Origin of the sequence: Klebsiella michiganensis (assembly GCF_015139575.1) — a bacterium.
GTDB classification, from domain to species: domain Bacteria; phylum Pseudomonadota; class Gammaproteobacteria; order Enterobacterales; family Enterobacteriaceae; genus Klebsiella; species Klebsiella michiganensis.
Genome location: NZ_AP022547.1, coordinates 3657403 through 3670232 on the forward strand (window position 1 = coordinate 3657403; position 12830 = coordinate 3670232).

At 58.9% G+C, this 12830-nt stretch carries 15 protein-coding genes; 10 read left to right on the forward strand and 5 right to left on the reverse strand.

Annotation, left to right across the window (positions count from 1 at the left end):
- The first annotated feature begins 151 nt into the window (after window positions 1-151).
- Genes rutA through rutG form a run of 7 tightly spaced genes read left to right on the forward strand, consistent with a single transcriptional unit; the run spans window position 152 to window position 5573 of the window.
- Entirely contained in the window at window positions 152-1243 is a 1092-nt protein-coding gene (rutA, locus tag JLG71_RS17195) for a pyrimidine utilization protein A (RefSeq protein ID WP_032749627.1), read from the forward strand.
- Complete coding sequence (gene rutB, locus JLG71_RS17200; RefSeq protein WP_004849808.1) at window positions 1243-1953, forward strand: pyrimidine utilization protein B; 711 nt, start codon at window positions 1243-1245, stop codon at window positions 1951-1953. Before rutA ends, rutB begins: the two co-directional genes overlap by 1 nt.
- On the forward strand, window positions 1946-2338 hold the full coding sequence (gene rutC / locus JLG71_RS17205) for a pyrimidine utilization protein C (protein WP_004131297.1): 393 nt from the start codon (window positions 1946-1948) through the stop codon (window positions 2336-2338). The genes rutB and rutC overlap by 8 nt, the downstream gene beginning before the upstream one ends.
- Complete coding sequence (rutD, locus tag JLG71_RS17210; protein WP_025106249.1) at window positions 2335-3138, forward strand: pyrimidine utilization protein D; 804 nt, start codon at window positions 2335-2337, stop codon at window positions 3136-3138. Before rutC ends, rutD begins: the two co-directional genes overlap by 4 nt.
- Entirely contained in the window at window positions 3135-3725 is a 591-nt protein-coding gene (locus tag JLG71_RS17215; protein ID WP_014228796.1) for a malonic semialdehyde reductase, read from the forward strand. The genes rutD and JLG71_RS17215 overlap by 4 nt, the downstream gene beginning before the upstream one ends.
- A gap of 9 nt (window positions 3726-3734) precedes the next feature.
- On the forward strand, window positions 3735-4229 hold the full coding sequence (rutF, locus tag JLG71_RS17220) for an NADH-dependent FMN reductase RutF (protein WP_004849801.1): 495 nt from the start codon (window positions 3735-3737) through the stop codon (window positions 4227-4229).
- 21 nt (window positions 4230-4250) lie between these two features.
- Window positions 4251-5573 (forward strand): pyrimidine utilization transport protein G, encoded by a 1323-nt coding sequence (gene rutG, locus JLG71_RS17225; RefSeq protein WP_009653397.1) that lies wholly within the window; start codon window positions 4251-4253, stop codon window positions 5571-5573.
- 235 nt (window positions 5574-5808) lie between these two features.
- Here rutG and JLG71_RS17230 read toward each other — a convergent pair whose 3' ends face one another.
- Window positions 5809-5982 carry a con-10 family general stress protein gene (locus JLG71_RS17230; RefSeq protein ID WP_004131287.1) on the reverse strand — a complete coding sequence of 58 codons (174 nt, stop codon included), beginning with the start codon at window positions 5980-5982 and terminating at the stop codon, window positions 5809-5811.
- A gap of 374 nt (window positions 5983-6356) precedes the next feature.
- On the opposite strand from JLG71_RS17230, the gene wrbA reads away from it, so the two are divergent.
- Window positions 6357-6953 carry an NAD(P)H:quinone oxidoreductase gene (gene wrbA, locus JLG71_RS17235; protein WP_004100968.1) on the forward strand — a complete coding sequence of 199 codons (597 nt, stop codon included), beginning with the start codon at window positions 6357-6359 and terminating at the stop codon, window positions 6951-6953.
- Window positions 6954-6973: 20 nt separating this feature from the next.
- The gene (locus JLG71_RS17240; RefSeq protein WP_004849783.1) at window positions 6974-7201 is read left to right on the forward strand and encodes a YccJ family protein; all 228 of its coding nucleotides are present in this window, start codon (window positions 6974-6976) and stop codon (window positions 7199-7201) included.
- A 139-nt stretch (window positions 7202-7340) separates the two neighbouring features.
- Here the strand turns inward: JLG71_RS17240 and agp are convergent, their stop codons facing one another.
- Both agp and JLG71_RS17250 read right to left on the reverse strand, forming a co-directional pair.
- Window positions 7341-8588, reverse strand: a complete 1248-nt coding sequence (gene agp / locus JLG71_RS17245) for a bifunctional glucose-1-phosphatase/inositol phosphatase (RefSeq protein ID WP_064375686.1) — start codon at window positions 8586-8588, stop codon at window positions 7341-7343.
- A 139-nt stretch (window positions 8589-8727) separates the two neighbouring features.
- Complete coding sequence (locus JLG71_RS17250) at window positions 8728-8952, reverse strand: hypothetical protein (protein ID WP_009653459.1); 225 nt, start codon at window positions 8950-8952, stop codon at window positions 8728-8730.
- Window positions 8953-9223: 271 nt separating this feature from the next.
- Here JLG71_RS17250 and JLG71_RS17255 point away from each other — a divergent pair, with 271 nt between their 5' ends.
- Entirely contained in the window at window positions 9224-9346 is a 123-nt protein-coding gene (locus tag JLG71_RS17255) for a small membrane protein (RefSeq protein WP_004849777.1), read from the forward strand.
- A 121-nt stretch (window positions 9347-9467) separates the two neighbouring features.
- On the opposite strand, the gene JLG71_RS17260 is transcribed toward JLG71_RS17255, so the two are convergent.
- Together JLG71_RS17260 and puuA are read right to left on the reverse strand one after the other, a co-directional pair.
- Window positions 9468-10859 carry an APC family permease gene (locus JLG71_RS17260; RefSeq protein WP_014228791.1) on the reverse strand — a complete coding sequence of 464 codons (1392 nt, stop codon included), beginning with the start codon at window positions 10857-10859 and terminating at the stop codon, window positions 9468-9470.
- A gap of 352 nt (window positions 10860-11211) precedes the next feature.
- Window positions 11212-12630: a glutamate-putrescine ligase gene (gene puuA / locus JLG71_RS17265; protein ID WP_004849770.1), complete on the reverse strand. Its 1419-nt coding sequence runs from the start codon at window positions 12628-12630 to the stop codon at window positions 11212-11214.
- Window positions 12631-12830: the final 200 nt, after the last annotated feature.

Sequence of the window (12830 nt, forward strand, 5' to 3'; positions counted from 1 at the left end):
CTATTTTCAGCAACCATCCAGCAACACCTTAATAACATTAGCCTTTGCAAAACTGGCATCGCCTTTGCTTTATCTTTCAGGCGAGGTGATTGAGGGAGATGCAGGATGCAGCGCCGCGCCTTCTTGTTCAACGACATGCAGAGAGGTAGGTATGAAAATTGGTGTCTTCGTTCCGATTGGTAATAACGGCTGGCTGATTTCCACCCATGCTCCCCAGTACATGCCGACGTTTGAGCTCAATAAGGCCATCGTGCAAAAAGCCGAACACTACGGCTTCGATTTCGCGCTGTCGATGATTAAACTGCGCGGCTTCGGCGGCAAGACCGAATTCTGGGATCATAATCTGGAGTCCTTCACCCTGATGGCCGGACTGGCGGCCGTCACTTCGCGCATTCAGATCTACGCCACCGCCGCCACGCTGACGCTACCCCCGGCGATCGTCGCGCGCATGGCCTCGACTATCGACTCTATCTCCGGCGGCCGCTTTGGCGTCAATCTGGTCACCGGCTGGCAAAAGCCGGAATACGAGCAGATGGGCATCTGGCCGGGCGACGACTACTTCGCCAGCCGCTACGACTATCTCACCGAATATGTCCAGGTCCTGCGCGACCTGTGGGGAACCGGGCGCAGCGACTTTAAAGGCGACTACTTCACGATGAACGACTGCCGCGTCAGCCCGCAGCCGTCGCAGCCGATGAAAGTGATCTGTGCCGGGCAAAGCGACGCCGGTATGGCGTTCTCCGCCCAACACGCTGACTACAACTTCTGCTTCGGTAAAGGCGTGAACACCCCTGCCGCCTTTGCCCCCACCGCCGCGCGCATGATGCAGGCGGCGGAAAAAACCGGCCGCGACGTCGGTTCCTACGTCCTGTTTATGGTGATTGCCGACGAAACCGACGAGGCGGCCCGCGCCAAATGGGAGCATTACAAAGCCGGCGCCGATGACGAAGCGCTGGCGTGGCTTACCGAACAGAGCCAGAAAGACACCCGCTCCGGCAGCGACACCAACGTGCGCCAGATGGCCGATCCCACCTCGGCGGTCAACATCAATATGGGCACCCTTGTCGGCTCTTACGCCAGCGTCGCCCGCATGCTCGACGAAGTGGCGGCGGTCCCCGGCACCGACGGCGTGCTGCTGACGTTTGATGATTTCCTTATCGGTATCGAAGCCTTTGGTCAGCGCATTCAGCCGCTGATGCGCTGCCGCGACCATATCGCCACCATGACTCAAGAGGTTGCCTGATGATTACCCTGCCCGCTCGCCCGGAATCCCTGACCTTTGCGCCGCAGCAGAGCGCGCTGATCGTTGTCGATATGCAGAACGCCTACGCCAGCCAGGGCGGCTATCTCGACCTCGCCGGATTTGACGTTTCCGCCACCCGCCCGGTTATCGACAATATCAACGTCGCCGTGGCCGCCGCGCGCGCCGCCGGGATGCTGATTATCTGGTTCCAGAACGGCTGGGACGACCAGTACGTGGAGGCCGGCGGCCCCGGTTCGCCGAATTTTCATAAATCCAACGCGCTGAAAACCATGCGAAAGAACCCGGAGCTGCAGGGCAAGCTGCTGGCGAAAGGCGGCTGGGACTATCAGCTGGTCGATCAGCTTAAGCCGCAGCCCGGCGATATCGTGCTGCCGAAACCGCGCTACAGCGGCTTCTTTAACACCGCGCTCGACAGCATTCTGCGCAGCCGCGGCATCCGCCATCTGATCTTTACCGGTATTGCCACCAACGTCTGCGTGGAATCGACCCTGCGCGACGGCTTCTTCCTCGAGTATTTCGGTATCGTGCTGGAAGACGCCACCCATCAGGCCGGTCCGGCGTTCGCCCAGCAGGCGGCGCTGTTCAATATCGAAACCTTCTTTGGCTGGGTCAGCGATGTCGCCAGCTTCTGTACCGCCCTTGAGCCCGCCGCGCCGCGCGCCTTTTCCGAGGAGAAACGTTATGCCTAAACAGGTGATTATTCCGCCAGGCACCACTACGCCTATCGCCCCGTTTGTCCCGGGCACGCTGGCCGACGGCGTGGTTTACGTCTCCGGCACCCTGCCGTTCGATAAGCAAAACAACGTGGTTTATATCGGCGACCCAAAGGCGCAAACCCGCCACGTGCTGGAAACCATCAAGAGCGTTATCGAGACGGCGGGGGGCAGTATGGCGGATGTGACCTTCAACAGCATCTTTATCACCGACTGGAAAAACTACGCCGCGATTAATGAGGTCTACGCGGAGTTCTTCCCCGGCGACAAACCGGCGCGTTTCTGCATTCAGTGCGGGCTGGTGAAGCCCGATGCGCTGGTGGAAATAGCCACCGTCGCGCATATCGGGAAGCCGGCATGATGAAGCTAAATGTCTCCCCGGCGCCTTATCCGGGCGCGCCGGTGGTGGTTTTGAGCGCCGGGCTCGGCGGCGCGGGCGGCTACTGGCTACCGCAGCGGGCGGCGCTCGAACCGCACTATCAGCTGGTGAGCTATGACCATAACGGCACCGGTGAAAACGGCGGCCCGCTGCCCGTCGGCTACAGCATGGCGGCCATGGCGCAGGAGCTTAACGCAGCGCTGCAGGCGGCGGGGATTGTGCGTTTTGCGCTGGTCGGTCACGCCCTGGGCGCGCTGATCGGTCTGCAGCTGGCGCTGGACCATCCCGAAGCGATAAGCGCCCTGGTGCTGGTGAACGGCTGGCTGACGCTCTCCCCGCATACCCGCCGCTGCTTTCTGGTGCGCGAACGCCTGCTGCACGCGGGCGGCGCGCAGGCGTGGGTAGAAGCGCAGCCGCTGTTCCTCTATCCGGCGGAGTGGATGGCTTCTCGCCTGCCGCGGCTGGAGGCCGAAGACGCGCTCGCCATCAGCCATTTCCAGGGCAAAGAGAATTTACTGAAAAGGCTGAACGCCCTCAAGCAGGCCGATTTTTCGCGGCGGGCGGCAGCGATAACCTGCCCGACGCTGATTATCAGCGCCGCTGACGATCTGCTGGTCCCGGCCTCCTGCTCCCGCGTGCTGCAGGCGGCAATCCCCGGCAGCCAGCTGGCGGAAATGGCCTGGGGCGGCCACGCCTGCAACGTCACCGATACCGCCACCTTTAACCCTATTTTATGCGATGGGCTGGCCGCAATGCTGCCCGTCCCCCAGGAGAACCTATGAGCGAAGCCATTAGCCCGGCCGCCTGCGCCGCGCTGTTTACCGAGGCCCGAACCCACAACGGCTGGCTGGACAGGCCGGTCAGCGACGAGCAGCTGCGTGAAATCTACGCCTTGCTGAAAATGGGACCGACCTCCGCTAACTGCTCCCCGGCGCGCTTCGTTTTCATCCGCACACCGGAAGGCAAAGAGAAGCTGCGCCCGGCTCTGTCGAGCGGCAACGTTGCGAAGACCCTGCAGGCGCCGGTCACCGCTATCGTCGCCTGGGACAGCGCGTTCTATGACCGGCTGCCGGAGCTGTTCCCTCACGGCGACGCCCGCAGCTGGTTTACCTCCAGCCCGCAGATGGTGGAAGAGACCGCCTTTCGCAACGGTTCATTGCAGGCGGCGTACCTGATTTTCGCCTGCCGCGCGCTGGGCCTCGACACCGGCCCCATGTCGGGCTTTGACCGCGAAAAAGTCGATGCGGCGTTTTTTGCCGACGGCGCCTGGAAAAGCAACCTGCTGATTAACATTGGCTACGGCGATCCCGGCAAGCTGTACGCTCGCCTGCCGCGTCTGCCTTTTGATGATGCCTGCCAGCTGGCATAAGGAGCCCGCATGTCTACTGCCGATAAACAAAGCTTTCGCGACGCCATGGCCCACGTCGGGGCGGCGGTCAACATCATCACCACCGATGGTCCCGCAGGCCGCGCCGGCTTTACCGCCAGCGCCGTCTGCAGCGTTACCGACGCGCCGCCCACGCTGCTGGTGTGCCTGAATCGCTCCGCCTCGGTGTGGCCGATCTTCAGCCAGCACCAGGCGCTGTGCGTCAACACCCTGGCGGCCGGCCAGGAAGAGCTCTCGAACGTTTTCGGCGGTAAAACGCCGATGGCGGAGCGCTTCGCCGCCGCCGACTGGCAAACCGGCGCGACCGGCTGTCCGCGTCTGGAAGCGGCGCTGGTCAGCTTCGACTGCCGCATCAGCCAGATCGTCAGCGTCGGAACTCACGACATCCTGTTTTGCGAAGTGGCGGCGATTGTACGCCATCCGGAACCGCGCGGACTGATGTGGTTCGACCGCGGCTACCACACGCTGATGCGTCCAGCCTGTTAACCCTAAACCCAGGATCTCATCATGGCTCTCTTCGATTTTCCTCGCTGGCAGTTAACCTCCCCCTCCGCCGCGTCCGGCGTCGTGGCCCCCGATGAACGGCTGTCGGTCGGGCAAACCGTGGTGATGGGCGTTCAGCACGCGGTGGCGATGTTTGGCGCGACCGTTCTGATGCCAATCCTGATGGGGCTGGATCCCAATCTGTCGATCCTGATGTCCGGCATCGGCACCCTGCTGTTCTTTTTGGTTACCGGCGGGCGCGTGCCGAGCTACCTTGGCTCCAGCGCCGCCTTTGTCGGCGTGGTCATCGCCGTTACCGGCTTCAACGGCCAGGGGCTTAACCCGCACCTTAGCGTCGCGCTGGGCGGCATTATCCTCTGCGGGCTGGTTTATACCCTGATTGGCCTGGTGGTGATGAAAATCGGCACCCGCTGGATTGAGCGGCTGATGCCGCCGGTAGTCACCGGCGCGGTGGTCATGGCGATAGGCCTTAACCTCGCGCCCATCGCGGTACGCAGCGTATCAGCAACGCCGTTCGACGGTTGGATGGCGGTGCTGACGGTGCTGTGCATCGGCCTGGTCGCGGTGTTTACCCGCGGGATGCTGCAGCGGCTGCTGATCCTCGTCGGGCTGATTATCGCCTGCGCGCTGTACGCGCTGCTGGCCAACGGCCTCGGGCTGGGCAAGCCGCTGGATTTTAGCCTGCTTGAGCAGGCGGCGTGGTTCGGTTTGCCGCAGATGACCGCCCCGACCTTTAACGGCCAGGCAATGATGCTGATCGCTCCCGTGGCGGTGATTCTGGTGGCGGAAAACCTCGGCCACCTGAAGGCGGTTGCCGGGATGACCGGGCGCAATATGGACCCGTATATGGGCCGCGCGTTCGTCGGCGACGGACTGGCAACAATGCTCTCCGGCTCGGTTGGCGGCAGCGGTGTGACCACCTACGCGGAGAATATCGGCGTGATGGCGGTCACCAAAGTGTACTCGACGCTGGTCTTCGTCGCGGCGGCGCTGATTGCGATGCTGCTTGGGTTTTCACCGAAATTTGGCGCGCTGATCCATACCATTCCGGGACCGGTGATCGGCGGCGCATCGATTGTGGTGTTCGGCCTGATTGCCGTCGCGGGCGCGCGAATTTGGGTGCAGAACCGCGTGGATTTGAGCCAGAACGCAAATCTGATTATGGTGGCGGTGACGCTGGTGCTGGGGGCGGGCGACTTCGCGCTTTCGCTCGGCGGCTTTACCCTCGGCGGCATCGGGACGGCCACCTTCGGCGCGATCCTGCTCCACGCTCTGCTTAACCGCCGTCCGCGTGAGGCCGGGCAAACCAACGTCACCCCGGTATGAAAGCGTGCGACGCCAGCAGACCCGTACCGGGAAATCCCCGGTCGCGCTGCGCTTACCGGGGCTACAAAACAGCGTCAACCCGTAGCCCGGTTAAGGCGTTTACGCCGCGAGCCGGGCGTTCCTCCCGCTCAGCGGAACCTGCAAAGTGGAAAAAAAACCGCCGACGTGACGTCGGCGGCGAGGGTGATGGGGTCGGGCCCGGGAGATTAACCCCCATCAGCAACAATCCGGCGCGCTAGCTTTCGCGGCTACCATGACTGTTTTTGCCCCCTTTCTTGCCCGCTTCGGAAGCGCGTTGAGGATCGTTTTTAAAGTTCCCCCCGCTATGCTGGCCACCTTTACGACCTGCTTCTGATGCTCTTTCACGGTCTTCGGCAAAGTTGCCGGCACCGCCACGATGGTTTGCCATTACTGACCTCCATTTAGGTTAGACATCATGCTGCATTAGGTGAAACACGAGGCTCTGGCCTCCGCGATACGGGTTGCGTATCACGTGCTTTTAAGGTTAGCGAAGGAAAGCCGTGCCGGGTGGATATCGTCACATTCTGAAATAGATTTTGTATAAGAACTGCCGCTATTGCGCCGGACGCGCGCTAAGCGACTCTTATGACAGCCTAAAATGGCGCCGCTGAAGATGTATCTTTTTGCAACAGCCCTGAATGTTAGCAATGTTGTTATAAATCAAATAAATGATTGTTGCATTTGCACTCTTCGCCAGAGGTCTTATCTTTAAAGGTAGCCAGTCGACTGGCTGGCTCATAACGCAACCGAGGAGTGATGCAAATGGCTAAGATTCTGGTGCTTTATTATTCCATGTACGGACACATTGAGACCATGGCGCATGCCGTCGCCGAAGGAGCAAACAAGGTAGATGGCGTTGAAGTGGTCGTGAAGCGCGTGCCGGAAACCATGCAGGCAGAGGTTTTTGCCAAAGCAGGCGGGAAAACGCAAAACGCGCCCGTCGCCACGCCGCAGGAGCTGGCTGAGTACGACGCCATCATCTTTGGTACCCCAACCCGTTTCGGCAATATGTCCGGACAGATGCGCACCTTTCTCGATCAGACCGGCGGCCTGTGGGCGTCCGGAGCGCTGTACGGCAAACTGGCCAGCGTATTCAGCTCAACCGGTACCGGCGGCGGTCAGGAGCAAACCATCACCTCGACCTGGACCACGCTTGCCCACCACGGGATGATTATTGTACCGATTGGCTACGGCGCCCAGGAGCTGTTTGATGTTTCGCAGGTTCGCGGCGGCACGCCTTACGGCGCCACCACCATTGCCGGCGGCGACGGCTCACGCCAGCCAAGTGAAGAAGAATTAGCCATTGCCCGCTATCAGGGGCAACACGTTGCGGGTCTGGCAGTGAAATTACACGGTTAATCTTCAGCAGGAGGACAAGCATGCCGAATCAAGAAGCAAAGGCCCACCGCGTGGGTGAATGGGCCAGTCTGCGCAATACGTCTCCCGAAATTGCCGAGGCGATTTTTGAATTAGCCAATTACGATGAAAAGCTGGCGGAGAAAATCTGGGAAGAAGGCAGCGATGAAGTCCTGCCCCTCGCCTTCGCCAAAACCGACAAAGACTCCCTGTTCTGGGGCGAACAAACTATCGAACGCAAGAACGTGTAGCCAGGACAGGTACGCAGTACCGCCTCCGGGAGTTATTGCATGAGCTTCCCGGAGGCGGGGCGTTGCGCCTGTTCGGGCTACAAGACCAGGCTAAACATCGGCAGCAAGACCCGGATTGCTCCGGGTTTTTTATACTCTGCTACTTCGTGGCCTCGGCCATCGCCTTTTTAAAGGTGTCCATCGGGCAGAAGCCGTTGTCATCGACCGGACAACCGTTCAGCGCCAGCGTCACCCGCTGCGGCGGCGATTGCAGGGTCAGCGCGTCGGAATTGCGCAGCTGTTCGGTACTTTGATACACGTACTCAATCTTCATCAAATCGCGATTGCCGCTCTTATCATGCCAGCGCTGGAACACCAGCTTGCCGCCGATGGGCGTACGTTCGTACTGGTTGTGCAGCTGATAAGGTTTAAAATCCAGCGCCGTCAGCAGCGAGGCGATATTGGAATCGTGCCCCACCAGCAGCGTGACTTTCGCCGCTTTCGCCGCGTCGCCCACCAGCGCGTTATCGATATATTTCACCAGCGGTTTAGCCACGTTGCGCGCCACTTCCGGCGAGGTGAAGAGACTGTCCTGATAGCCGTTTTTCAGCTTCGACAGCACCTGCCACTGCTTATCGCTGGCGATTTCGCCCCACGCCACCTGGTCTTTCGGGAAACCTTCGTAATATTGCAGCGTAAAGGCGTCAACCAGCGAGTTGCCGACTTTAAGCGGCCCGGAAACGCCCGGCTCCTGCTGATATTTGGCGCTAAAGGTATCTTTCGCGTCGCTCAGCGAGCACTGCTGCTTCTCTTTGCAGGACGGGGAGTTACGGTAGTCGGTCATCTCCTCCAGCAGCTTATAGCTTTCGCTCAGCTGCATCCCCTGCCGCTCTTTCTCCATCGCCTGCACCGCCTTTTCGCTAAACGCGGCGGAATCGTCAGTGATCACCGGATTAAACGTCGGGTCCATGGTGCCCATTTTTTCCTGATGGTGCACGGTCACGCCGCAGCCGGGAAACGCGCCGGTGATAAAGAACTGCGCGGTGGCGACGGTGCGCTGCAGGCTATTGGCATAGGCGTAGACCGCGTTCTCCGGCGGGCATTCGCCGCTGGTCACCAGCCCCTGCTGCGCCAGCCATTCGCGCATATAGTGCCCCATATACACTTCCAGCACCCCGCCCTTGGTGGTCAGTTGGCCGCCGGGGACATCCCACTCAGGCCAGGACTTCGGCGTTGATTGCTCCAGCACGCTGCCGTTGTTCGCCAGCGGCGCGCGCAGGTTATGGCGGCTCATGATCAGCACCTGCTGAAGCTGGTACCCTTCCGGTGCCGCCTGTTCCTGCGCCTGGACGCCGGCGGAGAGTAAAATAACGCCGGTCACGGCGGCAGCGAGTAGACTTTTTCTCATCCCTTAATCCTCAGTCAGTGATTATCATCGCCTTAATTGTGACAAATTTATGACATTTTTCCGGGCAATGGCTCGCAAAGTGCGGAAAGAAATACGTTTTCCGCCAGAGCGAAGGGAGGCTGAAATGAGAGGGAGGGCGTTACTCCGGTAGCGGTACCGCCGCCAGCGTGCAGATAGCCGCATGCTTGCCGCCGCGATGGTCGACAATCAGCACTTTATCGCCGGCTTTTTTTCCTTCGCAGGGTTTTAACACCTGCTCGACAATACGTTCACGAATTGACGGGTGCCCGGCGTCAGCCAGGCTATGGAATGAAGTCAGAATCAACAACGGCCCAATAAGACCGATGATATGCTTGTTAAACATTTATTACTCTCAACCCTATTTAAGCGGGCCAAGGGTAGCAGCCTGGGGGGCTCTCGTCTGTAAATTCGCTTAAACGAGTGTAACCCGTTCATTTTTTCACCACACCTTTGCTTTACTCTTCACATTTATTCATGTAAATAATAATTTCAGTGTATTGCTGGCAGTCTATTCTCGTCTGATTCATCGGGTCATCTTTAAGAAATATCCCGATGCTATTATCTCGATATCACGGTATTTTTTCTTCATGTTAAACATAACATTAGGTTAATCTATGTCAGGTATCCTGCTCTTTATCGTCGCGGTGGTTTTGCTGGGAGTAGCCATCTTCAGCCTGGTCTCCTATGTGAAGGATCGGCGCTCTGCACAGCTGCCAACTCATAAGAAAAAGAAATAATACGTCCTCACTATTCTTACCTTCTGCCCCTGCTATCTCTCCCGAGCGCCTGATTTCAAACGAGAATGACAAAAAAGAAGGCAGGCTCAATCGCCTGCCTTTGTGTCTGCGTAAAAAATCGTTACGATTCCCAGGCCTGTTCCGCTTTGGCGCCGTCAAACTGCGGCGGCGGCTTGCGGAAGCGGCGGGTCAGATACGTCAGATACAGCAGCCCGAGGCCCGCCCATATCAGACCCAGCGTCAGCGAGGTCGCCTCCAGGTTAATCCACAGTACGCCCACCGTTAGCGCGCCCACCATCGGCAGAAGCAGATAGTGAAAGCGATCTTTCCAGGTTTTATTAAAACCTTTACGCCGCCAGAAGTGGTTAAATACCGACAGGTTAACGAAGGTAAACGCCACCAGCGCGCCAAAGTTAATCAGCGCCGTGGCGGTGACCAGGTCAAAGAACAGCGCCGACAGCGCGACAATCCCCACCATGATCACGTTCAGCGCCGGGGTACGCCATTTCGGATGGACGTAGCCGAAAATGCGCTCCGGGAAAACGTTATCGCGGCCCATGACGTACAGCAGCCGTGACACGCTGGCGTGCGAAGCCAGGCCTGAGGCCAGGGTATTCACAAACGTCGTGCACAGGAAAATCGACTGGAACAGCTTGCCGCCAACGTAGAGGGCGATCTCCGGCAGCGCCGCGTCCGGGTCTTTAAAACGGCTAATATCGGGAAAAAAGAGCTGCATAAAGAACGAGGCGGCGATAAAAATCACCCCACCGTAGACCGCAGTAAGGAAGATGGCCTTCGGGATCACCCGCGCGGCGTCCGGCGTCTCTTCGGAAAGCGTGGTCACCGCATCGAAACCGAGGAACGAAAAGCAGACTATCGTCGCCCCGGTAATGATCGGGATCAGGTGCGCATTCTGGCTAATAAACGGCTGGAGCGACCAGACGGTGCCCACCCCTTCCCCTTTATGCAACCCCTGCACCACCAGCACGATAAAGACCACCATAATCGAGATCTGCACCAGCACGAACAGGGTGTTGAAGTTCGCCACCAGGTTGACGCTTTTCAGGTTCGCCGCGGTGAGAATAGCCACAAACGTCACCACCCACACCCAGGGCGGCACGTCCGGAAACAGCGCGGAAAGATAAATCTTCGCCAGCAGCACGTTGATCATCGGCAGGAATAGATAATCCAGCAGCGATGACCAGCCCACCATAAAACCGACGTGCGGGCTGATCGACTTCTGCGCATAGGTATAGGCCGAACCCGCCTGCGGAAACTGGCGCACCAGCTTGCCGTAGCTGATGGCGGTAAACAGCACCCCGGCCAGCGCCAGCAGATAGGACGCCGGGACGTGGCCGTTGCTGATGCCGGAGACGATGCCGAAAGTATCGAAAACCGTCATCGGCGTCAGATAGGCGAGGCCCATCATCACCACCTGCCACAGCTTGAGAGACTTGCGCAGGCGCGGTTTTTCCGCCCCGGAGGCGTTATCGAGAGAGGGATTAATAGACATAGCCATTTCCCCCGCTGCACACCTGGGTTTGCGGTCGTAGAGACCGGGAAACCAACCTGCTTCGCAACGGGGTTAATGGCAAATCAAAAGGTAAAAAGAACCGACGAGCGGCGGTGGCGACGCATTCCATGCGGCCATGACGGCCCCCTTCTCCCTGCGGATATTTAAACATCTGCATCATTTCCTACCTCGTTACACACTGTGTCGTTAACTGAAGCCCCGTTGCCGCCTGCGCTCCTTAACGCGACATCCGGGAATGGCTGGGCTCCCAGCAAAAACGTCCGACCAGGCTCCGCTCAGGCCGCATGATGCTACTCGTGATAATGCTAAAGCGCCCCTCGCGGGGCGAAAATCAGGCGTTTTTCAACATCCACTCGATTTCAGTTTCTGTGATCAGACGCTCAAACTGCAGTAATTCGTCATTTTTACAGGCGTGATAAACGTGGCAGAAGCGTTCGCCAAGCCGCTCGCGCAGATGATCGTTTTGCATAAACTCCCACAGCGCATCGCTCTGGCGAATCGGGAACGGCAGCCCCTCCTGCTCGAGGCCGTTGCCCTCCACCTCTTCCTGTAACGGCAGCGGATTATCCAGACCGTGGAGGATGCCGGCAAAAATCGCCGCCATCACCAGATACGGGTTGGCGTCCGCCCCGGCCACGCGATACTCGACGCGGTGATTGTGCCGATCGCCGCACGGAATGCGCAGCGCCACCGTCCGGTTGTTGTGCCCCCACGACGCCTGGGTCGGCACGTACATTCCCGGCTGGAAACGACGATACGAGTTCACGTTCGGCGCCAGCAGCGCCATCGACGCCGGCATCAGGTCAATCATCCCGGCGAGCGCGCGTTTTAACATCGCGGAATCTTCGCCGTCCGCGTCCGCCAGCACGTTCTCGCCTTTGTTGTTCTGCATGCTGATATGGATATGCATCCCGCTACCGGCGTGCTCTTCATAGGGTTTCGCCATAAAAGTGGCGTGCATCTTATGCTTCTCCGCCATCAAACGCACGAGACGTTTTAACGCCAGCGCATCATCGCAGGCGTCGAGCACGTTATCGGTATGGTGGAGGTTGATTTCAAACTGGCCGGGAGAGGCTTCCGCCACCGCGCCGTCGGCGGGGATCAGCTGGAGCTGGGCGATCTCATCGATTTCGTTAAGCACGTCGGCAAAGTGGTTGAGGTTGTCGACGGAGTAAACCTGGCTTTGGGTATTGCGATCGCCGGTTCCCGGCGCGCACGGCGGCTGCAGGTAACCTTCCGCGTCGCGCTTGCGGTCAAGTAAATAGAACTCCAGCTCTACCGCTACCACGGGGAACAGCCCGCGCTGGCGCAGCTGCTGCCAGAGCCGGTTCAGCACGTTCCGCGGCTCAACGTCAAAGGGAGCGCCATCTTCATCAACCATGGTCAGCAGAACCTGACCAATGTATTCCGGGTCCGCCGCAGACGGGGTTAAGGTTCCCAGCACCGGCACGCAGGTGCGGTCCGGTTCGCCCATCTCCTGGCCGAGCCCCGCCTCTTCCACCACGTTGCCGAGAATATCCATCGCAAACACCGAAGCCGGGAAATAGCACCCCTTCTCCAGCTTGCTCAGGCTGGACACCGGGATCCGCTTACCGCGGAAGCAGCCGTTCAGGTCGGTTAGCAGCACATCAACGTATTGCGTATTGGGGTAACGCTCGAGGTAGCGCTTCACTTCCCAGGTGAATGCGCTGACCCGTCTCTCTTCCGACTGCTGAACAAAATTCTCAACTTCTACGATATTGGTTTCCATGATTCACCGCCGTTGTTTTAGTTTCGGACCCTGAATGGCACTGTTAAATATAATGTCCACCCTTCGAATGTGTATGCAAACAAATTGTTTGTCAAATGTTAAATTAAGTTTGCAAAGGGCTATATCCACTGCTAGATTGAGAAAATATTGAACGAAATGGCCGTTTTACCCGCTAATCCGGTCATAATTTAGTCCACTTT